Source organism: Echinicola salinicaeni, assembly GCF_014280965.1.
Lineage (GTDB): Bacteria > Bacteroidota > Bacteroidia > Cytophagales > Cyclobacteriaceae > Echinicola > Echinicola salinicaeni.
The window spans coordinates 204,292-228,489 of sequence record NZ_JACODZ010000008.1 but is presented as its reverse complement, the minus strand read 5'-3'; the positions used below and the strand labels follow the sequence as shown (position 1 = coordinate 228,489).

At 37.3% G+C, this 24,198-nt stretch carries 22 protein-coding genes and 1 riboswitch; of the genes, 17 read left to right on the top strand and 5 right to left on the bottom strand.

Features of this window, described 5'->3' with window-relative positions:
• The first annotated feature begins 128 nt into the window (after positions 1-128).
• The 14 genes from rpe (at position 129) to H7U17_RS16610 (ending at position 15,540) form a co-directional block, all read left to right on the top strand.
• On the top strand, positions 129-782 hold the full coding sequence (gene rpe / locus H7U17_RS16675; protein WP_186757888.1) for a ribulose-phosphate 3-epimerase: 654 nt from the start codon (positions 129-131) through the stop codon (positions 780-782).
• Positions 783-936: 154 nt separating this feature from the next.
• Positions 937-1,446: a hypothetical protein gene (locus tag H7U17_RS16670; RefSeq protein WP_186757887.1), complete on the top strand. Its 510-nt coding sequence runs from the start codon at positions 937-939 to the stop codon at positions 1,444-1,446.
• 254 nt (positions 1,447-1,700) lie between these two features.
• Positions 1,701-2,651, top strand: coding sequence for a hypothetical protein (locus H7U17_RS16665; protein WP_186757886.1), 951 nt, complete (start codon positions 1,701-1,703; stop codon positions 2,649-2,651).
• Between the two features lie 94 nt (positions 2,652-2,745).
• Positions 2,746-5,301 (top strand): DNA gyrase subunit A, encoded by a 2,556-nt coding sequence (gene gyrA, locus H7U17_RS16660; protein WP_186757885.1) that lies wholly within the window; start codon positions 2,746-2,748, stop codon positions 5,299-5,301.
• Positions 5,302-5,329: 28 nt separating this feature from the next.
• The gene (locus H7U17_RS16655) at positions 5,330-6,541 is read left to right on the top strand and encodes a tetratricopeptide repeat protein (protein WP_186757884.1); all 1,212 of its coding nucleotides are present in this window, start codon (positions 5,330-5,332) and stop codon (positions 6,539-6,541) included.
• A gap of 139 nt (positions 6,542-6,680) precedes the next feature.
• Positions 6,681-7,922 (top strand): alkaline phosphatase family protein, encoded by a 1,242-nt coding sequence (locus tag H7U17_RS16650; protein ID WP_186757883.1) that lies wholly within the window; start codon positions 6,681-6,683, stop codon positions 7,920-7,922.
• 89 nt (positions 7,923-8,011) lie between these two features.
• A riboswitch (TPP riboswitch) is annotated at positions 8,012-8,111 on the top strand.
• Between the two features lie 55 nt (positions 8,112-8,166).
• Positions 8,167-8,373, top strand: coding sequence for a sulfur carrier protein ThiS (gene thiS / locus H7U17_RS16645; protein WP_186757882.1), 207 nt, complete (start codon positions 8,167-8,169; stop codon positions 8,371-8,373).
• Between the two features lie 12 nt (positions 8,374-8,385).
• The gene (gene thiC / locus H7U17_RS16640) at positions 8,386-10,257 is read left to right on the top strand and encodes a phosphomethylpyrimidine synthase ThiC (protein WP_317172754.1); all 1,872 of its coding nucleotides are present in this window, start codon (positions 8,386-8,388) and stop codon (positions 10,255-10,257) included.
• Entirely contained in the window at positions 10,257-10,859 is a 603-nt protein-coding gene (locus tag H7U17_RS16635; RefSeq protein ID WP_186757881.1) for a thiamine phosphate synthase, read from the top strand. Before thiC ends, H7U17_RS16635 begins: the two co-directional genes overlap by 1 nt.
• A complete protein-coding gene (gene thiE, locus H7U17_RS16630; RefSeq protein ID WP_186757880.1) occupies positions 10,849-11,502 on the top strand; it encodes a thiamine phosphate synthase in 654 nt (217 codons plus the stop codon). Before H7U17_RS16635 ends, thiE begins: the two co-directional genes overlap by 11 nt.
• Positions 11,483-12,247, top strand: a complete 765-nt coding sequence (locus tag H7U17_RS16625; RefSeq protein ID WP_186757879.1) for a thiazole synthase — start codon at positions 11,483-11,485, stop codon at positions 12,245-12,247. Before thiE ends, H7U17_RS16625 begins: the two co-directional genes overlap by 20 nt.
• Positions 12,244-13,365, top strand: a complete 1,122-nt coding sequence (thiH, locus tag H7U17_RS16620) for a 2-iminoacetate synthase ThiH (RefSeq protein ID WP_186757878.1) — start codon at positions 12,244-12,246, stop codon at positions 13,363-13,365. Before H7U17_RS16625 ends, thiH begins: the two co-directional genes overlap by 4 nt.
• The gene (locus H7U17_RS16615; protein WP_186757877.1) at positions 13,355-14,425 is read left to right on the top strand and encodes a ThiF family adenylyltransferase; all 1,071 of its coding nucleotides are present in this window, start codon (positions 13,355-13,357) and stop codon (positions 14,423-14,425) included. Before thiH ends, H7U17_RS16615 begins: the two co-directional genes overlap by 11 nt.
• A gap of 155 nt (positions 14,426-14,580) precedes the next feature.
• Complete coding sequence (locus tag H7U17_RS16610) at positions 14,581-15,540, top strand: aldo/keto reductase (RefSeq protein WP_186757876.1); 960 nt, start codon at positions 14,581-14,583, stop codon at positions 15,538-15,540.
• A 193-nt stretch (positions 15,541-15,733) separates the two neighbouring features.
• Here H7U17_RS16610 and H7U17_RS16605 read toward each other — a convergent pair whose 3' ends face one another.
• Complete coding sequence (locus H7U17_RS16605; RefSeq protein WP_230981461.1) at positions 15,734-17,074, bottom strand: OmpP1/FadL family transporter; 1,341 nt, start codon at positions 17,072-17,074, stop codon at positions 15,734-15,736.
• Positions 17,075-17,586: 512 nt separating this feature from the next.
• On the opposite strand from H7U17_RS16605, the gene H7U17_RS16600 reads away from it, so the two are divergent.
• The gene (locus H7U17_RS16600) at positions 17,587-18,915 is read left to right on the top strand and encodes an ammonium transporter (protein ID WP_186757874.1); all 1,329 of its coding nucleotides are present in this window, start codon (positions 17,587-17,589) and stop codon (positions 18,913-18,915) included.
• A 79-nt stretch (positions 18,916-18,994) separates the two neighbouring features.
• On the opposite strand, the gene H7U17_RS16595 is transcribed toward H7U17_RS16600, so the two are convergent.
• Positions 18,995-19,708 (bottom strand): hypothetical protein, encoded by a 714-nt coding sequence (locus H7U17_RS16595; protein ID WP_186757873.1) that lies wholly within the window; start codon positions 19,706-19,708, stop codon positions 18,995-18,997.
• Between the two features lie 80 nt (positions 19,709-19,788).
• Between H7U17_RS16595 and H7U17_RS16590 the strand changes: the two genes are divergently transcribed.
• Complete coding sequence (locus tag H7U17_RS16590) at positions 19,789-20,313, top strand: HEAT repeat domain-containing protein (RefSeq protein WP_186757872.1); 525 nt, start codon at positions 19,789-19,791, stop codon at positions 20,311-20,313.
• Between the two features lie 95 nt (positions 20,314-20,408).
• Positions 20,409-20,999: a hypothetical protein gene (locus H7U17_RS16585; RefSeq protein ID WP_186757871.1), complete on the top strand. Its 591-nt coding sequence runs from the start codon at positions 20,409-20,411 to the stop codon at positions 20,997-20,999.
• Positions 21,000-21,055: 56 nt separating this feature from the next.
• On the opposite strand, the gene H7U17_RS16580 is transcribed toward H7U17_RS16585, so the two are convergent.
• The 3 genes from H7U17_RS16580 to H7U17_RS16570 form a co-directional block, all read right to left on the bottom strand.
• Positions 21,056-21,832, bottom strand: a complete 777-nt coding sequence (locus H7U17_RS16580) for an NIPSNAP family protein (protein WP_186757870.1) — start codon at positions 21,830-21,832, stop codon at positions 21,056-21,058.
• A 170-nt stretch (positions 21,833-22,002) separates the two neighbouring features.
• On the bottom strand, positions 22,003-22,908 hold the full coding sequence (locus H7U17_RS16575) for a metal ABC transporter permease (protein ID WP_186757869.1): 906 nt from the start codon (positions 22,906-22,908) through the stop codon (positions 22,003-22,005).
• Positions 22,905-24,197 carry a metal ABC transporter permease gene (locus H7U17_RS16570; protein ID WP_186757868.1) on the bottom strand — a complete coding sequence of 431 codons (1,293 nt, stop codon included), beginning with the start codon at positions 24,195-24,197 and terminating at the stop codon, positions 22,905-22,907. Before H7U17_RS16570 ends, H7U17_RS16575 begins: the two co-directional genes overlap by 4 nt.
• Position 24,198 lies beyond the last annotated feature (1 nt).

The following is a 24,198-nucleotide window of genomic DNA, read 5'->3' as shown; positions in this document are numbered from 1 at the left end:
ACCTTTTATTGTGAAATGCCATCAGTTAGTAATTTTATAGAATAACTTAGTTAGTTGCTAAGTTCATGATGGTTTAGATTTTGCAGAAATTTTATTTTCTTTAACTATTATTAAATAACATTAAATATATGAGTACTCTGGTAGCTCCATCTGTATTGGCCTCAGATTTTGGGGATTTAAAGTCTGAAATAGAAATGTTGAACGCTTCTGTAGCAGATTATATTCATGTGGATATCATGGATGGAGTTTTTGTGCCAAATATTTCATTTGGTTTTCCTGTTTTGGAAGCGATTAATAGATATTCCAAGAAACCTTTAGATGTACATTTGATGATTGTGAACCCTGATCAGTACCTGAAAGCATTTGCAAAGGTTGGTGCTGAAACGATCAGTGTACACATTGAGGCATGTAATCATTTGCACCGGAGTATACAAGCCATAAAGGAATTGGGGTGTAAGGCTGGCGTGGCCATAAATCCACATACATCCGTGGAATTGTTAAGGGATATTATCAGGGATATTGATCAGGTCATTATTATGTCAGTAAATCCAGGTTTTGGGGGGCAAAAGTTTATAGAGCATACCTATTCAAAAATCCGTGATTTGAAAGCCATAATTACGGCTACAGGCTCCAATGCCAAAATAGAAATTGATGGTGGGATAAACATGGATAATGCATCAAAAATTATAGATTCAGGTGCGGATATTTTGGTTGCCGGAAGTTTTGTCTTTAATTCTGATAATCCGGAAGAAACCATAGCATCTTTAAAGCAAATCCAATAGAACCAGCTTTTTATGGAAGTTTTTTTATGGATATCTTATGTTTTTAGTTGGGATAAAATGAAGTTTTTTATTGAAAATTCTTGCTTAATAAGCTTTAAACCCTTTTATTAGAATTTAGTTAAGTTTACAATATTTATTAAAAAGATTGAAAAAGATGAAGCGTTTATTTGGATTGGCATTTTTGATGTTGTGTATGGTTAGCATCACTGCAAAGGCTCAAGAGGCAGCAGCAGAAGAGGTGAGCACTGAGGAGATTGAAAAGTTTGCAGCGATGAAAGATTCTGTAAATCATTTCATGGAAGTGAAGCAAGGAGAATTGGAAAGCATGATCAAAGACAATGAAGTGTTTGATGTAGCAAGATATAATGAGATCAAGGAAGCATGGGGTGATGATGCTAAACTGACTGAAATTGAAATTACTGATGAAGAAAAAGCAGAATACAGCAAAATCGTTGAAACCAAAAATTCTCTTTCAGATGTAATTAAAGAGAGAATGATTTCTTTGATCAAAAATGATGAAATTCTTGGTGCTGCGACATACAATAAAGTCAACAGTGCTATGAAAACTGATCCTGAGGTAAAGGCTAAAGTAAATGCCATCATTGCTGAAAAAGCAAGTGCAAGAAGCTCAGAAGAAGAGGAAGAGGGTGGAGATGCAGAATAAGCATTCTATATAAATCATTGCAATGGCCTTCCATATTATTTGGAGGGCTTTTTTTGTGTTTGAAAAAAGTCCTGCAGCTTATGTTGTATTTGGCTTAAATCTTATTGAAATTATATAAATTGATTATTCACTAAGAGGCAATATTTAAATCAACTACTGTGATGAAAAAGGTTTTAAGTATTCTATCGCTAGATAATTTCTGTTTTTCTATTTTGAAGTCGTGGTGCTTCAATGGTCTATTACTTATGTTTATCATGGTAATAAGTGTACCACTAAAAGCCCAAGAAGAGGATATATTTGGAATTGATACCAAGGCAAGGAGTAAAACCAGAAGAAGCGATAGTGGATTGGGAAATGTGACCAGGGGGATTATAAGTAAAATCAGTTTGGAACTCTCAGGAGGATATGGACAACACTATAATAATATGGATTTTATTAGTAGCGATCCATCTGTTTATCCAATTAGTCCGGTCTTGGAGGATGCTTCATCAACCGATATAAATTCAGGAGAAGTAGTTTCCTTTGACTCTAAAAGCTCGGTGATTCCGCTAAATGCAGGTGTTAGAATTGACCTATTTGGGATTTTAAGTGTTGGGGGAGGATATGGTCGAGAATTTGGCAATATGGCGATGCTGGAAAGCGATCAACATCATTTCAATTTCAGTAATGATAAATACGTGTTTGATAAATTATATGGTACTGTAGGATTGGTGCTTTATGATGCAAGAAGGCGGCGTGCCTATTTAAATTGGAAGTATAAGAAATATAGTAGTGTGAACACCTATAAGCAAGCGGAACAAAAGATCAGGATGCGACAAAATTATCCTTGGCGATTTACGCTGGAAGGGGAGTTTGGTAATATTACTGTTCAAGAAAGTTATGACGCAGCTTTGACAGCTACTGAACCATATTATGGAATAGGACTTCGTATTGAGCGAGAGCTTTCGGAGTACACAAAGGTGTTTATCAAGCCAAATGTAGAGTTCAGAAAATTCAATTATCAGCTTCCGACTATGGAAGAAAGTCAAATAATCGATCAAAATCTTTATACCGTAAATATCGGGCTTTCGCTAAGGTTACCTGGGACAAAAAGATGTAAAATTGGTGGATGTGGGGTGAAAATGAAACATTTACATGATGGCATAGAATACAGAGGAAGTTCCATCTGGAATATGCAAAACCGAAAGATCGGTCAATGGTACTAAAAACAGCCTAAATAAACCTTTTGAAAGGAAAAATAGTGTTTTAAAACCTTATTCTTTTTATTATCTTGCAACCTTATATTGAGAACTACAAAATATGGCTCAAGGAGAAAACGAGAACATTATACCGATTAACATTGAGGAGGAAATGCGTGGGGCCTACATCGATTATTCGATGTCGGTTATTGTTTCCAGGGCACTCCCAGATGTAAGAGATGGGATGAAGCCAGTTCACCGCAGAATCCTATTCGGAATGCAGGAATTGGGCGTCCTTCACAATAAGCCTTATAAAAAATCAGCAAGGATCGTAGGGGAAGTATTAGGTAAGTATCACCCACATGGTGATAGTGCTGTATACGAAACCATGGTTAGGATGGCCCAAGAGTGGTCATTGCGTTATCCATTGGTAGACCCTCAAGGAAACTTTGGTTCCATCGATGGTGATAATCCAGCGGCCATGCGTTATACCGAAGCGAGGCTGAAGAGAATTGCCGAGGAATTATTGATTGATATCAATAAGGAGACGGTGGATTTCCAGCTAAACTTCGATGATTCCTTGAAGGAACCCGTGGTATTGCCTGCTAAAATTCCAGCTTTATTGCTTAATGGAGCTTCTGGTATCGCAGTAGGTATGGCTACCAATATGGCCCCTCACAATTTGGGAGAGGTTATAGACGGGATTGTCGCATATATAGACAATAATGAGATCACCATAGAAGAATTGATGAAGTATATTATTGCTCCTGATTTCCCAACTGGTGGTATCATTTATGGTTATAATGGCGTCAAAAATGCCTTTGAAACGGGTAGAGGCCGAGTTGTCATGCGCGGTAAAGCTACTATAGAAACCAAGGATAGCGGTAAGGAAATGATCATTATCAATGAGATTCCTTACTTGGTTAATAAGGCTAATATGATCGAGAAAACAGCTCAACTTATTCAAGAGAAAAAGTTAGAGGGAATTTCCGCTATCAGAGATGAGTCTGACCGTCATGGAATGCGCATTGTATATGAGTTGAAAAAAGACGCCATCGCCAATGTGGTGCTTAACAACTTGTATAAGCAGACACAGCTCCAAACTTCTTTCAGTATCAATAATGTAGCCTTGGTAAAAGGTAGACCGCATACATTGAACCTGAAGGACCTGATTGTCCACTATGTGAACCATAGACATGAGGTGGTAACCAGGAGAACTGAGTATGAACTAAGAGAGGCTGAAAAACGTGCACATATCCTTCAAGGATATCTTATCGCTCTAGATAATCTTGATGAAGTAATCAATCTAATCAGAAACTCGAGGGATCCAGAAACGGCCAGAAATGGATTGATGGAGAAATTTGAGTTGACTGAGATTCAGGCCCGCGCTATTTTGGATATGAGACTACAGCGTCTTACCGGAATGGAAAGGGAGAAGATAGAGAAGGAGTATGAGGAGTTGATGATATTGATAGAGGATCTTAAGGATATCTTGGCCAATAAGGAGAGGAGAATGGATATCATCAAAACTGAACTAATTGAAATACGAGAGAAATATGCTGATGAGCGTCGTACCATCATTGAGCATAATGCGGAAGATTTCAGTTACGAAGATATGATTCCTAATGAGGAAGTAATTATTACTGTATCCCATCAAGGATATGTGAAAAGAACTGCGCTTAAAGAATATAGAACACAAGGAAGAGGAGGTGTTGGTTCGAGGGGAGTAAGTACCAAGGATGATGATTATACAGAATATATATTCTCAGCATCTACGCATAACTATTTATTGATCTTTACTGATTTAGGTAAACTATTCTGGTTAAAGACCTATGCCATCCCAGAGGGAAGTAAAGCTGCTAAGGGTCGACCGATTCAGAACTTGATCAATATTCAATCTGAGGATAAAATAAGATCAATCATTCAAGTAGCAGACCTGAATGATGAGGACTATATCCAGAACAATTTCTTGGTAATGACTACCAAGCAGGGAATTATCAAGAAAACTACCTTGGAGCAATATTCCAGACCTAGATCGAATGGTATTATAGCCTTGAACATTAGGGAGGATGATCAATTGCTGAATGTAGAACTTACCCATGGTGATTCTCATATTATCATTGCTGCTAAATCAGGTAGGGCGATTCATTTTAACGAGTCAGCTGTTAGACCTATGGGCAGGACCGCTACAGGGGTGAAAGCCATTACTTTATCTGATGATAAGGACTATGTGGTTGGCATGGTTTGTGTATCTAGGGATGATGCTACCTTATTGGTAGTTTCTGAAAAAGGTTATGGTAAGCGTAGTCCTGTTGAAGAGTACAGAATTACCAATAGAGGTGGTAAGGGCGTAAAAGCCATGAATATCACAGAGAAAACAGGTAGTCTGGTTGCTATAAAAGAAGTGGTAGATTCTGATGATTTGATGATCATTAACAAATCAGGAATAATTATCAGAACTCCTGTATCAGGCTTAAGGGTGATGGGTCGAGCTACACAAGGTGTTCGATTGATTAAACTTAATGATAACGATGAGATTTCATCGATTGAAAAAATTGAAAATGTAGAAATTGAAGAGGAGGAGCTTCAAGATGAGCTGAATGAAACTTCTTCAGAGAATCCTGAGTCTGCTGATGGAGATGCTGCTTCCCCTGATGATAATTCAAGTGAGACCTAAAAACCAATAGAGGAATAAATAAATCAAAATGAAAAAATTAATTTTATCATTGACTTTGGTCGGTTTGGCTTCAACGGTAGCCTTTGGCCAAAAAAAGGTAGTAAGATCTGCGGAAAAGAGCCTAAGAAAAGGAGAGTTGGCTACTGCACTTTCAGAAATTGAAAAGGCGACTCAAGATCCTGAGACGGGTGCTGATCCTGAAACATATTTTATAAAAGGAAAAATTTTGACCAGCCAATATGTATTGGATTCTTCCAATACTCAAGGGACTGTAGATAAAGGTAGAAATGCTTTCAATGCTTTTTACAAAGCATTTGAAATGGATGGTAATGATTCCACCAGTAAATTAGGGAAAGATATTTTCAAAGAAGTAGTTCCGGGTTTGCCTGAAAACCTACAGGGAGAAGGCCTTTATAAATTGAAGAATTCTTCTGTGGACAAGGCTATAGCCAAGTATGATGAGGAAGAAATGGATCTTGCATCTAAGTTCTTTGGACTGGCAGCCGATATTGATCCTGCTGATACTTCAATTGTTTTTAATGCTGGATATACAGCGAATGCTAGTGAAAACTACGAAGAAGCAAAGAAATATTTGACTTTGTTACTGGATAACCCTGATTATAATAAGTTGAACGCTTATTATTTCTTGATTCAAATTGCCAACACAGAAGATGAGGATCAAGAAGAGGCTTATCGATTGGTAAAAGAGGCTAGAGAAGAGTATCCAATGGATGAAGGCTTATCTGAATTTGAAATCCAGTTATTATTGCAGTTGGAAAAAATGGATGAAGCGATGGCTTCTATCGAAGAGTCATTGGAAAAAGATCCTAATAACGCTCCTATCCGTTTGAGATATGGTTATTTGAAAGAGCAATCTGGGGATTTAGAAGGTGCTCTTGAAGAATACTTGAAGGCAGTAGAGACAGATCCTGATTTCTTTGAGGGTAATTATTATGCAGCTGCAGTTTATGTGGATAAAGCTAGAGATATCATCAACGAAGTGAACAACCTTCCAGATGATGAGTGGGAAGCTAAATCCGATGATATGTTAGCTGAAGCTGATGAACTTTACAAAAAAGCATTGCCTTTGTTTGAAAAAGCTTCCAGCCTTAAACCTGAAAACACTGAAATCTTGAGAATCTTGTTCCAAATTCATACACGTTTGAAAAACGAAGCGAAAGCTGCTGAGTATGATAAGAGATTGCAAGAACTTGAAGGACCAAACTGGATGGAGGGTTGATATGTCCACAAAAGAGATATAAAAAAAGGTTGCTGAATAATTCAGCAGCCTTTTTTTATATCAAAATGCTAATATTTGTTTATTTGAAATTATCGTATCATTTATCTTACTATCATATATTGGACATTATTTCATCATTATGAAGGTAATTAGACATTTCTTCCTGTTATTATTTTTGGGTTTGGTTTTTAAGTCATATGCTCAGGAGAAAGAGCAATATGTTATATTAATTTCTTTGGATGGTTTCCGATATGATTATGTTCAAAGGTTTCAGCCAGAAAATTTAACAAAATTCATCAAGCTTGGTGTTAGTGCTCAATCCCTCATACCTCCATTTCCCTCCAAAACGTTTCCTAGCCATTATTCCATAGCAACTGGTATGGTTCCAGGAAAACATGGATTGATAAATAATTTCTTTTTTGATCCAATTCGAAGGTTGGAATATAAAAATAGCAATCCTAAAAGGGCTCAAGATGGATCATGGTATGGAGGCAAGCCAATATGGGTACTAGCAGAGGAAAATGGTTTGAAAGCAGCCAGTTATTTTTTCATAGGAACGGAAGCGGAAATTTTGGGCTATCGCCCGAGCTATTATTACAATTATGATGGAGGGGTGCCTAATATGGAGAGGATTGCAAAGGTTTTAGATTGGCTTGCATTACCAGATGGACAGCGACCTAGATTTATATCATTATATTTTTCAGATTTGGACGATACTGGCCATAGATATGGCCCAGAAAATGACGAAAAAATCGAAGAGGCAGTTCTTCGTTTGGATGCTGAGCTTGGGGTACTTTTCAATGCCGCAAAGCAAACAGGCTTGGACGTCAATATTTTGGTCGTATCTGACCATGGAATGGTCAATATAAGAAAAGACAATTTATTGGATGTAGAAAGTGTATTGGAGGGGCTTCCCTTGGAGTATTATAATAATGGCTCTGTTCTTCATATTTATCTGAACAAATACAAGGATAAGGCAAAAATAAGGAGAAGGATCAGGAAAAATCTTCAGCATGTAAAGGTGGTAAACCCTCGGTCAAAAAAATATTATGGTGATGCAGGTGACAATAATTCCAAACTAGGAGATCTAATGCTAATTCCTGATTTGGGGTATTATCTGATAGATAAATCAGGTTTTGTAAAGTATAACCAAAGGTCAAGAATGTTTGATACCGATATATTTGGAGAACATGGTTTTCACCCCAAATTCAAAGAGATGCATGGTATCTTTTATGCAAATGGTCCAGCTATCAAAAATGGTATAGAAATTAATTCCTTTGAGAACATTCATATTTATCCGTTCATTTGTGAAATTCTAAATTTACCTATTCCGGATCATATTGATGGTGATGTATCTGTTTTACAAGGTCTTGTGGAATGATTTTTAGAGCTAATACTTTTTGATCATAAAAGAAAATTTCCAAAACATTTTGGAAATTGGCTAATGACCATACCTTTGTAAACACGTAATAAAAACTTTAGGGGTGTTCCGATAAACAATCGGGGCTGAGACATACCCTCTGAACCTGATCCCGGTAATGCGGGCGAAGGGAAAAGTGAAGCGTCCTTCCGACAGATTATCTTCATTCCTGAAGTTATTTTCTTAATTATTAAAGTTTATTCTTATGAATTTTCTCCTTAATGGTGAGCCAATGGTTCATGCAAACGGGGATATTACTTTATCAGGATTGTTGGCCAATCAAGATATTAGTTCACTCCGTGGTCTTGCTGTAGCCGTAAACCAAGAGGTAATTCCCAAATCCAGATGGGATGATTTTAAGCTCAAAGAAAACGATGACATTTTAATCATTAAAGCCACGCAAGGTGGATAATCTATATTAACTATGAAGGATATCAATCAACAGGAAATGGACAATATTATTACGACTGATCCATTTCCAAATTCTAAAAAGGTTTATGTTTCAGGTGAAATTCACCCTATAAAAGTGGCCATGCGGGAAATCGGCCTACATGATACCGTCTCTCATTTGGATAGGCACCAAACTGTAGAGCAAAATGCCCCCGTAACTGTATATGATACTAGTGGCCCCTTTACTGATCCCAATATTCAAATTGATGTAAAAAAAGGATTGCCCAGATTAAGAGAAGAGTGGATTAAATCTACCGGTGACGTGGAGCAATTGGATAAACTAACTTCGGAGTATGGTCAAAGAAGATTAGATAATCCAGCCTTGGATAAATTTCGTTTTGAATTAGTAAAACCTCCCTTGAAAGCCAAGAAAGGAAGAAATGTCAGTCAGATGCATTATGCAAAGAAGGGCATTATTACACCAGAGATGGAATATATAGCCATTAGGGAAAACCAAAGAATTACGGAGCAAGAAGAATTAACCAAGCAACATCCTGGACAAAACTTCGGGGCAAATACCCCTAAAAATCATATTACACCAGAATTTGTCCGAGAAGAGGTGGCTCAAGGCAGGGCAGTTATTCCAGCCAATATTAACCATCCCGAGGCAGAGCCAATGATCATTGGTAGGAATTTTTTGGTTAAAATCAATGCAAACATTGGCAACTCAGCCATTGGCTCAAGTATTGAGGAAGAGGTGGAAAAGGCTGTTTGGGCATGTAGATGGGGAGCAGATACCATCATGGACCTTTCAACAGGGAAAAATATTCATGAAACCCGAGAGTGGATATTGAGAAATAGTCCTGTGCCTATTGGGACAGTACCGATTTATCAAGCCTTAGAAAAGGTTAACGGCAAGGCAGAAGACCTAACTTGGGAACTTTTTAGGGATACTTTGATCGAACAGGCCGAGCAGGGGGTGGATTATTTTACCATTCATGCGGGGGTTTTGTTAAGATATGTTCCATTGACGGCCAAAAGAGTAACAGGCATAGTTTCCAGAGGAGGTTCCATTATGGCAAAATGGTGTTTGGCACATCATAAGGAGAATTTCTTGTATACTCATTTTGAGGAAATCTGTGAGATCATGAAGGCGTATAATGTAACCTTCTCTTTAGGTGATGGATTGCGACCTGGTTCTATTGCAGATGCCAATGATCAAGCACAATTTGCCGAATTGGAAACCTTGGGAGAGCTTACCAAGATTGCTTGGAAGCATGATGTACAAACCATCATAGAAGGACCAGGTCATATTCCAATGCATATGATCAAGGAGAATATGGATAAGCAACTGGTGGAATGTGGAGAAGCACCTTTTTATACCTTAGGTCCATTGACAACAGATATAGCACCTGGTTATGACCATATTACATCAGGAATAGGAGCTGCAATGATCGGTTGGTATGGTTGTGCTATGCTTTGTTACGTTACACCTAAAGAGCATTTGGGTTTACCGGATAAGAAGGATGTTAAAGATGGCGTGATCACTTATAAAATAGCTGCCCATGCAGCAGATTTGGCCAAAGGCCATCCAGGAGCTCAGCATAGGGATGATGCACTGAGTAAGGCCAGATTTGAGTTTAGATGGGAAGATCAATTTAACCTATCCTTAGATCCTGATACAGCAAGGGCTTTTCATGATGAAACCTTACCTGCTGATGGGGCAAAAGTGGCTCATTTTTGCAGCATGTGCGGGCCAAATTTCTGTTCTATGAAGATAACCCAAGATGTTCGTGATTATGCGGACCAAAAAGGACTCGATGGGGTAGATGCTATTGAAAAAGGTATGAAGGAAAAAGCGGAGGAATTTACCGATAAGGGCGGAGAAATCTACCTCAACCAGTAATGGACTTATTGCTGATAACAGATCCAAACTACCCTGAAAAAGAGGAAGAAAGCCTGGTCCAATTGTTGGATCAGGGGCTTTCTCGATTGCACATTCGAAAACCCGATTGGACTAATATTGGAATCGAAAAACTAGTTAAATCTATTCCTGTTGAACACTATTCAAAAATCAGTTTGCATGGTGATTTGAAACTGGCGACTGATTTGGGGTTGGGTGGCTGTCATTTTAAGAGCGATCAGAAAATTTTAGCCTCTTCATTAAGAAAGTCAAAATCCTTCCATCATTTAAATGAACTATTGGAAGTAGAAAATAGAGTACTGGATTATGGCTTTATAAGTCCCATTTTTGATAGTATTTCAAAGCAAGGTTATAGGGCTGGATTTGACCATCAAGCATTAAGGAACTGGATGCATCATGATAAACGGCAACTTGGTTTTTCCTTATATGCTTTGGGAGGGATTAGTCGTAGTAATATTTTAAAAGTTAAAGCAATGGGGTTTGATGGTGTGGTAATGATGGGTGAGATATGGAAAGAAGTAGATGTAGCTTCTAGAACTTCTGCTTTTAAGGGAATAAATAAAGAATTAATTCATGCAAGATAAGCAAATCAGCACCTTACACTATATAACACCAAATTTAGACCATCAGGATGATTATTTGTATAATATCAAACAGGTATGCGAAAATGGGACAGACTGGGTTCAACTTAGGATGAAGGAATTTCCAAAAGAAACCATCCTTCAAACAGCTTCAAAAGCCAAGAATATTTGTGACCAATACGGATGTCAACTGATTATCAATGATCATCCTGAAATAGCTCATAAGGTGCGTGCATCGGGTGTTCATGTTGGAAAGGAAGACAAAAAAGTGGCTTATATCAGGGAAAGATATGGAAGTAAGTTGATCATAGGCGCGACAGCCAATAGTTTGGAAGATATTCTAGAAGTGGCAGAAACAGCAGATTATATTGGCTTAGGGCCTTTCAGGTTTACTGATACCAAGAAAAAGCTGAGCCCAATTTTAGGAAAAGAAGGGTATCGTTCAATCATGGAGTCCCTTAGGCTTAAAGGGATTGATATTCCAGTTTTGGGAATAGGTGGTATTAAGGAATTGGATATTGATGATTTAAGCACCACAGGAATTTATGGCGTGGCACTTTCGGGGTTGATTCATAAGTCCGAAAACCAAAAACTGATTATTGAACACATTACAAAAACATTTGATTATGCTAACTATAGCCAATAAGACATTTACATCGAGACTATTTACAGGTACAGGGAAGTTTCCCAGCTATGAGCTGATGCAAGAATCTTTGGAGATTTCTGAATCGGAACTAGTTACTGTAGCTTTGAGAAGGGTGGACGTGAAGAGCGAACACGATGATATGCTGGCACATTTATCTCATCAGCGCATCAACCTATTGCCCAATACTTCTGGTGTAAGAACAGCTAAAGAAGCAGTTTTTGCTGCTCAGCTGGCAGCGGAAGCATTGGAAACCAATTGGGTAAAATTGGAAATTCACCCAGACCCCAAATATTTACTACCTGATCCTATCGAGACTTTGAAGGCAACAGAGGAATTGGTAAAAGCGGGTTTTATAGTGCTTCCTTATATACATGCCGATCCAGTGTTATGCAAAAGATTAGAAGAGGTTGGAGCAGCAGCAGTGATGCCATTGGGTTCTCCAATTGGAAGTAATAATGGATTGAAGACGCTTGATTTCCTTAAGATTATTATCGAGCAAAGCAATGTGCCTGTGGTGGTAGATGCAGGTTTGGGCGTGCCTTCCCATGCGGCCCAAGCGATGGAAATAGGTGCTGATGCTGTATTGGTCAATACGGCCATTGCTGTTGCGCAAGATCCGGTAAAAATGGCTGATGCTTTCAGAATGGCTGTGGAAGCAGGTCGAACAGCCTATGAATGCGGTCCTGCTGCAGTTAGTGCTCAAGCAGATTCAAGTAGCCCTTTAACCGAATTTCTTTCTTTATGATGGAATTTAAAGATATCCTCGCCAAATACTCACCTGATGAAATCCAAGCGCGATTGGATACATTTACAAAGCAGGATATTGAAAGGGTATTGGCAAAAAAAGAAAAAAGTCTTGATGACTTTTTAGTGATGATTTCTCCAATTGCAGCACCTTATCTGGAAACCATGGCCAGACAAAGCAGGGAACTGACTTTGCAGCGATTTGGAAATAATATGCAGCTTTTTGCACCACTTTACCTTTCGAATGAATGTCAAAATATTTGTACATATTGTGGCTTTAGCTTGAACAATAAGGTCCGTAGGAAAACCCTTAGCGATAAGGAAATTCTTATGGAAGTGGAAGTTTTAAAGTCTATGGGCTTTGACCATGTGCTTTTGGTAACCGGGGAAGCCAATAAGACTGTAGGAGTGGATTATTTGGAACATGCCATACAGTTGGTTAAACCTTATTTTTCCAATGTAAGTATTGAGGTTCAGCCTCTTGACCAAGATGAATATGAGCGGCTTATACTAAGTGGGCTGCACAGTGTATTGGTCTATCAAGAAACCTACTACCGAGAAACTTATAAGGAACATCATCCGAAGGGAAAGAAATCAAATTTTGATTATCGATTAGAAACTCCTGACCGCTTGGGAAAAGCAGGTATTCATAAGATTGGTATAGGTTCTTTAATAGGTCTTGAAGATTGGAGGGTAGATAGTTTTTATACGGCCATGCACCTCCAATATTTGGAAAAGAAGTATTGGAAAACCAAATATGCGATTTCTTTTCCAAGGTTAAGACCATTTTCAGGTGGACAAGAGCCTAAAGTGGCCATGAGTGATAGAGAATTGGTGCAATTGATCTGTGCGTATAGATTGCTGGACCCTGATGTAGAATTATCTCTATCTACCAGAGAAACTGAACATTTCCGTAACCATGTCATCAAGTTAGGGATTACCTCCATGAGTGCAGGTTCTAAAACCAATCCCGGTGGTTATGCTGTGGAGAAACAGTCTTTGGAACAATTTGAAATTTCCGATGAAAGGAGTCCAAAAGAAATTGCGGCATTATTGAAAAATAATGGTTACCAAGCAGTTTGGAAGGACTGGGATCAAATTTTACAATATGCAGAATAGTTCAGAAAGATATAGTCGTCACTATTCCTTACCGGGTTTTGGGAAGGAAAAACAAGAGAGGTTATTAGCCAGCAAGGTTTTGGTAATTGGTGCTGGAGGCTTGGGATGCCCGGTTTTACAATACCTTGTGGCAGCTGGTGTAGGAACTATTGGGATTGTAGATGGGGATAAGGTGGAAATATCCAACTTACAAAGGCAAGTGCTGTTTGGAGATAATGATATAGGAGCATTCAAATCTTTAAGTGCCAAAGCTAAGTTAAGTGCCCAAAATCCAGACATTAGCATTTTCACCTATGAAGAATTCTTGAATGTCGATAATGCATTGAAAATTATGTCGGGCTATGATGTGGTAGTGGATGGAACAGATAATTTTGAATCACGCTATTTGATCAATGATGCTGCTGTGATTTTGGGGATTCCAGTTGTATTTGGTTCCATATTGGAATTTGAAGGTCAGGTAAGTGTATTTAATTATGGAGAGGATGGGCCTACCTATAGGTGTTTATTTCCAGAGCCTCCTTATCCATTGGATGCGCCAAATTGTAGTGAGATAGGAGTTATCGGTGTTCTGCCTGGTTTGATCGGTACTTTACAAGCCAATGAAGTGATCAAAATTCTAACTGGAATTGGTGAACCATTATCAGGAAAATTACTTATTACCAATGCTTTGACCAATAGTCAATGTGTAATGAGATATACTTTAATTAAAGAGAATAAGGAAATTGATAAATTGGAAAGTAAGGATTATGCTTGTGAAATAGAAGCTGGTTTGGTCGAAATAGAAGCAGTTGATTTTATAAAATCAGAACTATATTGGTCGACAAGAATTGTAGATGTAAGATCAGAAACAGAATTTTCCAACTTTAATAGAGGTGGAATAAACATTCCATTACAAATGCTACCTGAGAAGGTTGTTGAACTTAAGTCAATGGATCGAGTTTTGCTTCTTTGTCAGTCTGGTCAAAGAAGTGATAAGGCGCTTAAATACTTGAAAGAACAGGGATTAAATAATGTAGTCCATTTAAAAGGAGGTATTAATGCTATCGGAGTAGTTGATTGAAGAATTGATTACTAATAGCAGTATCCTAGCACATTTTGAAATTTTTAATTTTAGGATTGAAAATTGGAACTTTCAAGTTTTTAAATCCCTTTCAAAAGGTGTAGTTTTAGTATAATCTTTTATGAAAGGGACAATCCATAAAAATCTTAATTAACATGAAAACCTTAACTTTTGATAATGGGGACAAGATGCCCATTTTTGGCCTTGGCACTTGGCAATCCAAGCCTGGAGAAGTCTATGAAGCCATTATTACTGCTTTGAAATTAGGCTATAGGCATTTTGATTGTGCTTATATTTATAAAAATGAAAAGGAAATAGGTGAGGCTTTTGCCAAAGCTTTTAAGGATGGGCTGGTAATAAGAGAGGAACTCTGGATTACTTCCAAATTATGGAATGATTCCCACAGGCCTGAACATGTGAAGCCTGCTTTAGAGCAAACATTGAAAGACCTTCAGTTAGATTATTTGGATCTCTATTTAGTGCATTGGCCGCTAGCACTTAAGCATGGAGTAGATTTTCCAGAGAAGAAAGAAGATTTTGAAAGTTTGGATGATATCCCGCTTACTAGTACTTGGGAAGCGATGGAAGAATTATCGGCAACAGGCAAAGTGAGGCATATTGGTGTTTCTAATTTCAAGATAAAGAAACTCAAGGAAATTCTTGGTTCAGCTAAGATTAAGCCCGAAATGAACCAAGTGGAAATGCATCCATTCCTTTCACAAAACGAGTTGGTGGATTTCTGCAAAAGTGAAGGTATTCATTTAACAGCCTATGCTCCTTTGGGGGCTGCCTATAGGACGAAGGGAGCAGGTGGCTTAGATTTACCGATTTTGCTAGAAAATGATACTGTTTCTTCCATTGCAAAAAATCATAATGTTACCGTCGCTCAGGTGGTTCTAGCTTGGGGAATGAGTAGGGATATCGCAGTTATCCCTAAATCTGTTAATGCGAAAAGGATAGCTGAGAATTTGGATGCTACTAACTTAACTTTGAGTCAATCAGATATAGATAGCTTAAATAAGTTGGATGGACCGTATAGGTTTACGGATGGAAAGCTATGGACCCAGCACGATAGTCCTTATGAGTTGTCGGATTTTTGGGAAGAATATAGTTGAAATATTTCTTATCAAAACATCATTGTTCTTTTGACTAATGGGCTTTTCTTCATGTTATCATGGTTTTAATTTTTAATCATTAAGGAATTAAGCGGAAGAGACTTATAAAATTGACAAATTAAGCATAATAAATGAGGCTGTTTCTATATAAGAGACAGCCTCATTCATTTTTCCTTTCACATTATTGAAATGACTACAGCCCAATTTTATCCTCAATTTTCTTTACATAATCTTTAAAGAAGGGAATGGAGACAGAAATTATAAATTGCCATCTGGACCACTTAATTGTACCTGAGTCATCTGTTTCTATCGGGTCATAGTTGACATTTTGCAGGGGTAAGTTGACAGGTTGGGAATAATTACTTTTTCCACCGGTATGGGTTGCTCCCAATGTAAAGTCTGCACCTTTAATAGTGACCAATGTACCGACCGCGATATGCAGGTAATCAGCATCAAATTCCATATTTGAAGCAATGGGCATTTGGCTGACAAAACTATACACTTCCTTAGGACTTGAATTAAAGTCAGTACTTATTGATCCATAAAGGCTAATATTTTCATTTAGATACCATTCTCCTCCCATACCAATATTCAGGATACTCTTATAACCATCTATCAAAGAGAAATTAATAGTGGAATCAGGTTGGCTTTGCATATTATGGGGCTCAGCTTTCAAGACATCAAAGTTCTTTACTCGATGGAAATATTCTGCGCTGAAGTGGATAATATTTTTTTTGCTTAGCATATAACCAGCGCCAAATCCTATGGAAAAGGGCGTTTTTAATTTAATATCTAGATCATCTTGGTAGCTATTGGCATAAATATCATTTATTTCATTTTCAGGAGGGAAGGAGAAGTAATTATAAAAATTGTATTTGCCTTTTCCACTTATTAGTATTCTAGGAGTGGTTATGGTTAATCCTAAATTCCAATCATCCAAGGTATAGGCTAAGCCAAATTTGGCAAGTAGGCCATAACTTTGAATCTGATAATTCCGGTTATATTCATAAACACTGACATCACCATTATTATCCAAAGCTCTTATATTGTATATATTACCTTTACTGGAGCTTAATTTTGATACAAAAACCGATGTTCCAACACTCAAATTCTCTTTAATGGCATAAGCCCAACTTCCTCCAAACCAATGATCCTTTGAATTATTTACAAGGTCTACTTCACCTTCTACCAATTCATTTCCAGCAATTGATGGCATAATATCACGTTCATTCTCATTATTGTAGTTTATACCAAAATCATTATTACTTCTTAAAAGAATGGCATAGGCAAATGAATGCTTGGAATTGCTTTTCATTTTTATGGATCCAGCAGCCAAACTAGGGGCGCCTCCAAAATTAGATTTGTTTAGATCTGCTCGGCTTCCTATGGCATCTTCAATTTTGTAATTATTGAGTTCATACACATCTGCACTAATGACGAATGCAGGGTTTTTTATTAAGCCCAACCTCGCAGGGTTATAATAAACTGCTCCTAAATCCTCTACACTTCCAATAACAGAACCGTTCAGGAGCATGGATTCACTTCCATAATTTCTAGTCCAAAAATGATGGTTTTGTCCAAATACATTAAACTGAAAAAAACAATTAATGTAGAATATGAGAATAAAGGAAAGTCTCATTTTTAATGGAATCATATTAAAAGTAAATAATAGGTACCTTATGGCTAGGATCTATGGATCCTTTTTAAATAAGAATTGAATATTGTTTAATTTAACTAAAACTGAATTATTTATTAGGATTTAAACTATTGATTTTCAATAAATTTTATATACAATATTGGGTGTCCAATGTGTTTATGAGCTGGTCAATTTATACCTATATCAATAAAAGAGTATTTTTTAAAATACGATGAATATTATTTTTCTGAAAGCTTAAAAAGTATTAGCAAAATTGAAATATAATAAGGTAGTGAAATGAAGAGAATGAATACGTAAAATTTCGATTTTTTTTTAAAAACTATGTTTTTCAAAAAATTCTGGAAATGCCGAAAAATTGATTTAATTTTGATCCCAAATTTTGAAATAGTATGAAGAAAAAGTGGAAAGTAGCCTTTGGGACAATCATTATTGCTTCCTTAGTAGGGCTTTTTTGGGAAACAGCTGAGCCGATTGTAGAAAATTTTGGTTCAGAGGATGATTTAGTTTTTGCAGATATTGCCTGGTTATTGACCGCATCCTGTTTGGTATTGCTAATGACACCCGGGCTCTCTTTATTTTATGGAGGAATGGTAGGAAAGAAAAATGTGATCTCTACCATGCTCCAAAGTTTCATTTCCCTGGGTGTGGTAACCATGGTTTGGGCGGTTATTGGTTTCAGTCTTTCATTTGGGGATCCTATAGGAATAGAAATAGATGGTAAGCTCTATGGGTTGATCGGTAATCCATTTCAGTATATGTTTTTTGATCAAGTCGGTCAGTTACCCCATATTGGTATAGCGAGTAGTATTCCATTTGTACTTTTTGCTTTATTTCAAATGAAGTTTGCAGTGATTACACCTGCCATCATTACTGGTTCCTTTGCAGAAAGGGTGAGGTTTATTGGTTACCTGTTTTTTATAGGGATTTTTGTGGTATTGGTTTATGCCCCGCTTTGTCATATGGTATGGCATCCTGATGGTTTGATTGGAGCATATTTTGGTGTATTGGATTTTGCAGGAGGAACAGTGGTACATATTAGTGCAGGTTTGGCGTCCTTGGCAGGAGCTATATTTATTGGGAAAAGAAGAAATCAACATCATGCTCCATCGAATGTGACCTACGTAATGTTGGGAACTGGCATGTTATGGTTTGGTTGGTTTGGTTTTAATGCCGGTTCGTCCTTAGCTGCTGATGGAACTGCAGCTATCGCCTTTGCCACGACTACCATTAGCTCTGCTACTGCAATGATGACATGGGTGTTTTTTGATCGGATGCAAGGAAGGAAGATTTCAGCAATGGGTGCATGTATTGGAGCTGTAGTAGGTTTGGTGGTGATTACCCCAGCCGCTGGTTTTATTACCATTCCACAAAGTATGTTTTTTGGTTTTATAGGAGCCATAGTCTCTAATTTGGCTGTCAATGCTAAGTCTTTGAAGAAAATGGATGATACATTGGATGTTTTTGCCTGCCATGGTGTAGGGGGAATCATGGGTATGATTTTGACCGCCATTTTTGCCCAACCAGAAGGTTCAAGTTTATTGCATGGGGGCTGGTCAGTGTTTGGATCACATATGTTAGTTCTATTGGGAGTATCTATATTCTCATTCGGAATGGCTTATATCATATTTTTCCTACTTAATAAGTTTGTAACACTGAGAGTAAGGGATGAATATGAAGAAATGGGCTTGGATATTTCCCAACATGGAGAGTCTGCTTGATAATATTTTATAGAACCAGATTGAAAGTTATTTCAGCCTAGTTTTTAAGTGTTGGGAGCTTCCAATCTGGTTTATTTTTTTACCAATCTTCTTCTTCATCTTCAGTAGATCCAGGCCTAGAAGATGAAGAAATCAAAAGCCCTTCTATCAATTCATTTAGACTTTGATCATATTGAATTTCAGATTGGAGCATAAATTTATTGGTATCCAATAATGCCTCATAAGTAGGATTGGCTATGTGTTTTGGAATCTTAAATAGCCTAGAATCGTCTTTATCAAATGGCGTTGCTTTTTTACTGCCAAATAGATAAGGAATGAGGGTGGTGGCACAACTCAATCCAATTTTATCTACCCTGAATTCATCGAAATAATATTGGAGCCTTTCATTGATGTCCTCAAAAAATTCCAGTGTTTCCGCTAGTCTTACCCTTGAACCTGCTCTTGATTTTCCCTTGGTTTTAAGGTGTTTAATCTGGCTTTTGCCTTGTTTTTTTCTTACCATATAAGCCCTAAAAACCTTATGGTCCATATTCTCTCCATTTTCAAAATATCCGACGGTGGCTATACCTGAGCGGATCATCAGTAGTACATAGTTCGTCTGGTCTAATTGATTTCTATTTTGATCCTTTGCAGAATGCCAATAAATAGGAAAGCGTATTTGCAATTTTTTTTCATTGCCTTCGCTTAAGATTAATATATTTCTTTGAGGTTGGTATTCCTGTTGAAAAGTGTAGGTGGCTAACTTTTCCATTAACTTTTCACATTCACTTGCTGTGATCAATCTTTCCTCCATATCCAGGAATTTAGTTCAATAGTATCGCCCTTGTAAATTATCCAATTATCTTTGTCAAAGTACTGAAAAATTCAACAAATATGGCGGCAAATATTGACCTTTTGATTCAGAAAATGTGTGATAAGCAAGAAGAGGAAGCTTATGTTTATGCAGACCAACTGGCAGAAATTGGAGGGGAGGAAGTGCTCCAAAAGTTAGTGGATGTTTTGAAAGGTGATGATATTGAAAGTGGCTATTTGGCAGCTAGGGCTTTATCAGCCATGGAAGATAATCAAGCAGCTTTGGAACCATTATTGGAGGTTATTCATGATAAGAATAACAAGATGAAAAACGGTACCTTTGTGCAAGCCTTAGAAGGTTTTGACTTGAGTTCAAAGTTTGTGGATATCTTAAGGCTTTACCTTTTTGGTAATTTTAAAGCGTCTTTTATAGCCAAGGACTACCTTGATTATACTGAGTTTGATATCACTCCTAGGACCATCAAGAAGGCCGAAAAGCATTGGAATCACTTTCAGAATAATAGCAAACATGATGAGAGTTTTGATATTAAAAAAGAAGAGGTGGAATCCATTCTAAACGATTTAAAATCTATGTTCGAGGAATAGAGATCATTTATTAATGACAGTCAATACTCAAGAATAAATGCCTTACTTTTTGATAAAAGTATAGTAAATTAGGGTAAACCATATAATAATTTACTATGAGATCTATCCTAATCTTTTTTTTAGTAGCAATTACAACTTTACCAGTGCTAGGGCAAAGTTCATTTCCTTCCAAAGAGAGTCAAATAAAATCTGCAGTCCTGGCAGCACCTGAGGAAGGAAGACTAGCAGCAACTGTTTATGGTTTTGATAAGGAAGGAGAGTTGGTCATTTTGCGTCACGGAACCAATGAACTTATTTGTATTGCTGATGATCCTACAAAGGAAGGCTTTAATGCTTCCTGCTACCATAAGGATTTGGAGGCTTTTATGGAAAGAGGTCGAGAGTTGAGAAAAGAAGGGAAGAATTTTAAGGAGATTTTTGATATCCGTGAGGAAGAAGTTAAAAGCAGAAAATTATATATGCCCACTAATGGGGCTACCTTATTTGTACTTTCTGCCAATGAAGAAGATTATGATGCCAATACTGGAGAAGTGAAAAATGGTCATTTCCGCTATGTTGTTTATATCCCTTTTGCAACTGTGGAAAGTACTGGATTACCACTTAAGCCTGAAGCTCCCGGTATGCCTTGGATAATGGATCCAGGAACTCACAGGGCCCATATAATGATCACTCCTCCGAAAGAATAAGGAAACTAAGAAAACATAAAAAATCCCTTTAGATAATTTCTAAAGGGATTTTTTTATTATAGTTCTGAATAATCGGTCGGGTAGAGGAAGTATTTGTCAATGTGCGATACATTGTTTTGGTATTCAGGGTCTACTTTTAGTTTATTCCAAGCAGGGTCATCTGAAAATGATTTCCATTTTTCCTTCTCCACATCCATATTATCAAATGAAGTCATGTACATCAGATTGGGCATGGATGGGCCTGAAATTACTTCTCCATAGAAAACAGCATTGAAACCAAGGTTATCAAAGATTTCCACTTCTCCGCTATTGAACATTTTTACCTTATTATGGAAAAGTTTTTCGGTCGGACTCTCATAGCTCCTCAATTCATATATTCTATTTTTTTTAGGTCCCTTCAGTTTGGGGACATCATATCCGGGCATATCACTAAAAGCCTTAAGTAAAATGGATTCCATTCTATCAAAAGGAGGCTTTTCATGTGAGGCGTACTGATAATTCTTTCCGTTTTTCAAATCTTCCAAATGTAGGTTAGAACTTATGTCCATATATTCATTTGCTGAAGAGTAAGGGGTAAACACATAAATTCTTTTACCATTTAGTTCATCTGATGCTATTGGCTTAAATACCCCAATATGTTTTATGCCTTTGCTATGCATTGCAGGGATATAAGCTTTTTCTAAAAATTGATCAATGGTTTTTTCCTGATCGGTACTACTGATATGATAAATTTTGATCTCATAGATACTGCGGTCTTGGACTTTTTGGGCCAAGACTACAAATACGTTCATCAATAACAAAACAAAGGTGCCTAATGCTAATTTAAGTTTCATAGGTAGTGGTTTGATTAAGTGTTTATTTATGTATTAAATATAGATACTAAATTGAATAAATAAATTTGCTTAAACTCGCATAATTACCACTTATAAAAAATATAGTACAGATAAACGAGTTTATAAAGTTATTAGAAGCGTTAGGATATTTTGCTGAAGCATTTAACTCATTAAAGGGTATTGGCTTCTCCGGTTTTTAAACTGCTTAATTTTTTCTTGATAAGGGGCAATTGTTTCCTTTGTAAAATTACGCTAACAAAGAATATAAGACCCGCAACAGAAGCCATGGCGCCAGCAATGGAGCTATTCAAAGCGAAAGCCAAATAATAACCGGCAATTGAAACGATGATGCCTAATGCTATGGTGATCTTAATCAGTTTATTTAGGTCCTTACTCCATAGATAGGCAGTTGCAGGTGGAACCACCAATAGCGCTACTACCAAAATAGCGCCTACAGCTTCAAATGAACTAACAGTAGTGTATGATACCATTCCCATCAATCCATAATTGACCCCTACAGTAGAAAGCCCAATACTTGCTGCAAACTCCTTATCAAATGTGCTGATTTTAAGTTCTTTGAAAAACAGGTAAATAAATAGACTGACCAGTATTAGGTTAATTAAGGATAAATAGGTGACTCGTGGTCCAAGAATTTGTCCAGATCCTGATATCCATAGATCTATGGGAACGTAGGCAATTTCTCCATAAAGTACACAGTCCTGATCAAGGTCTATTTTATTGGCAAGGAAGGTGATTAATATAATACCTATGGCAAATAGGGAGGTAAAGGTGATACCAATGGATGCGTCTGATTGTAACTTGACCTTATTGCTTAAATATTCGATAAATACAGTGGCAATAATTCCTACCAAACCAGCGCCTATTACCATGGCCAATCCATGACGACTTCCGGAGATCATAAAAGCTAGGACAATTCCTGGTAATACGGCATGGGAAATGGCATCTCCTGTCATGGCCATTTTTCTAAGCATTAAAAACACACCCAATAATCCACATGATATAGCAATCATGGATCCGGTTACGATAATAATGAAAGCATTTGGATCAAAACTCATGGTTTCTTGGGGTCTCTAGGAATGATAGAATGATGTGGATCCGCTTTTGGAAAATTAAGGTTTCTATCCAATTTGGATTCTAGTTCAGGGGTAATAATATGTTCTAACTTTTCAGCACTGTCGTGTACATGATCCGGGGCTATATTCATATATTCAGTCATATATAATTCCCATAATCTATGCAATCTAACGATCCTTTTGGCTTCGGTTAAACCTGATTCAGTAAGTTTTATTATTGATTGATTTTCAGTTATATATCCTTTTTTATTTAATTTATTGATTGAATACTGGGTTTTAAAGTTTTTACCAGGGAATATATTGAAAATATTTTCAGTTTTCAGGCCTTGTTTGCCCTTTTCCCAAGCCCCAAAAAGTGCCTTAAGAATATGGTCAGAATGAATTTTTCTTTGATAATTTCTCTTTGCAATCCACTTGGTCAAAACTCCTTTTTTTACGGAGAAGAAAAAGGATAAAAAGGCGATTAAGGAAAGTACAATTACTACCCAAGGGCCAGTAGGCATATGGGGAAGAGCAAAGGAAATATAGGCACCAACAATTCCGGAAATTAGGGAAAACACTACTGCAATGATCAGCATCCGGTCCAGTCGATCTGTCCAAAACTTGGCTGCTGCGGCAGGTGTGATGAGCAGGGCAGCCATTAATACTACCCCAATGGCTTGTATGCCTGTGACTACTGCAAGTACCATCAATGAATTAAACAGGAATTCCAATCTTTTTACCGGTAGTCCGATGCTTTGTGCAAATGATCTGTTAAAGACCATTACTTTAAATTCTTTGTAAAAGAAAAGTATAACTAGAATAATGGTCAGGGCAAGGATGCCATATACTAACAAGTCCTTTCTGACAATAGAGATGGCATTCCCAAAAATAAAATGATCCAAGCCAGAGAGAGCAGCATTTCCTGTTTGCTGTAATTGCGTCATGATGACGATTCCCAATCCAAAGAATATGGATAATACCGCTGCAATGACGGTGTCTTCCTTTAGTTTGGTATAATTCGAAATCCAGCTGATGATATAAGTGGATAAGGCTCCGGTAATAAATGCACCAGAAACTATCCAGTAGGGATTCTTATTGCCTGATAGCATAAAAGCCAGGCAAACTCCTGGTAATACAGCATGTGAAATGGCATCACCAATAAGAGCTTTCTTATCCAGGAAGGTGAATGTTCCTACCATGGCAGCACTGATTGAAAGGAGGGATATTCCTACTACGACCATCAGTACATTGGGATCCTGAAAAGAAAAGAAATAAATAAAATCTTCCATA

Excerpts from the sequence above, each read along its gene's own strand:
- rpe (WP_186757888.1), top strand. The coding sequence starts at position 129 with ATGAGTACTCTGGTAGCTCCATCTGTATTGGCCTCAGATTTTGGGGAT.
- H7U17_RS16670 (WP_186757887.1), top strand. The coding sequence starts at position 937 with ATGAAGCGTTTATTTGGATTGGCATTTTTGATGTTGTGTATGGTTAGC.
- H7U17_RS16665 (WP_186757886.1), top strand. The coding sequence starts at position 1,701 with ATGGTAATAAGTGTACCACTAAAAGCCCAAGAAGAGGATATATTTGGA.
- gyrA (WP_186757885.1), top strand. The coding sequence starts at position 2,746 with ATGGCTCAAGGAGAAAACGAGAACATTATACCGATTAACATTGAGGAG.
- H7U17_RS16655 (WP_186757884.1), top strand. The coding sequence starts at position 5,330 with ATGAAAAAATTAATTTTATCATTGACTTTGGTCGGTTTGGCTTCAACG.
- H7U17_RS16650 (WP_186757883.1), top strand. The coding sequence starts at position 6,681 with ATGAAGGTAATTAGACATTTCTTCCTGTTATTATTTTTGGGTTTGGTT.
- thiS (WP_186757882.1), top strand. The coding sequence starts at position 8,167 with ATGAATTTTCTCCTTAATGGTGAGCCAATGGTTCATGCAAACGGGGAT.
- thiC (WP_317172754.1), top strand. The coding sequence starts at position 8,386 with ATGAAGGATATCAATCAACAGGAAATGGACAATATTATTACGACTGAT.
- H7U17_RS16635 (WP_186757881.1), top strand. The coding sequence starts at position 10,257 with ATGGACTTATTGCTGATAACAGATCCAAACTACCCTGAAAAAGAGGAA.
- thiE (WP_186757880.1), top strand. The coding sequence starts at position 10,849 with ATGCAAGATAAGCAAATCAGCACCTTACACTATATAACACCAAATTTA.
- H7U17_RS16625 (WP_186757879.1), top strand. The coding sequence starts at position 11,483 with ATGCTAACTATAGCCAATAAGACATTTACATCGAGACTATTTACAGGT.
- thiH (WP_186757878.1), top strand. The coding sequence starts at position 12,244 with ATGATGGAATTTAAAGATATCCTCGCCAAATACTCACCTGATGAAATC.
- H7U17_RS16615 (WP_186757877.1), top strand. The coding sequence starts at position 13,355 with ATGCAGAATAGTTCAGAAAGATATAGTCGTCACTATTCCTTACCGGGT.
- H7U17_RS16610 (WP_186757876.1), top strand. The coding sequence starts at position 14,581 with ATGAAAACCTTAACTTTTGATAATGGGGACAAGATGCCCATTTTTGGC.
- H7U17_RS16605 (WP_230981461.1), bottom strand. The coding sequence starts at position 17,074 with ATGCTCCTGAACGGTTCTGTTATTGGAAGTGTAGAGGATTTAGGAGCA.
- H7U17_RS16600 (WP_186757874.1), top strand. The coding sequence starts at position 17,587 with ATGAAGAAAAAGTGGAAAGTAGCCTTTGGGACAATCATTATTGCTTCC.
- H7U17_RS16595 (WP_186757873.1), bottom strand. The coding sequence starts at position 19,708 with ATGGAGGAAAGATTGATCACAGCAAGTGAATGTGAAAAGTTAATGGAA.
- H7U17_RS16590 (WP_186757872.1), top strand. The coding sequence starts at position 19,789 with ATGGCGGCAAATATTGACCTTTTGATTCAGAAAATGTGTGATAAGCAA.
- H7U17_RS16585 (WP_186757871.1), top strand. The coding sequence starts at position 20,409 with ATGAGATCTATCCTAATCTTTTTTTTAGTAGCAATTACAACTTTACCA.
- H7U17_RS16580 (WP_186757870.1), bottom strand. The coding sequence starts at position 21,832 with ATGAAACTTAAATTAGCATTAGGCACCTTTGTTTTGTTATTGATGAAC.
- H7U17_RS16575 (WP_186757869.1), bottom strand. The coding sequence starts at position 22,908 with ATGAGTTTTGATCCAAATGCTTTCATTATTATCGTAACCGGATCCATG.
- H7U17_RS16570 (WP_186757868.1), bottom strand. The coding sequence starts at position 24,197 with ATGGAAGATTTTATTTATTTCTTTTCTTTTCAGGATCCCAATGTACTG.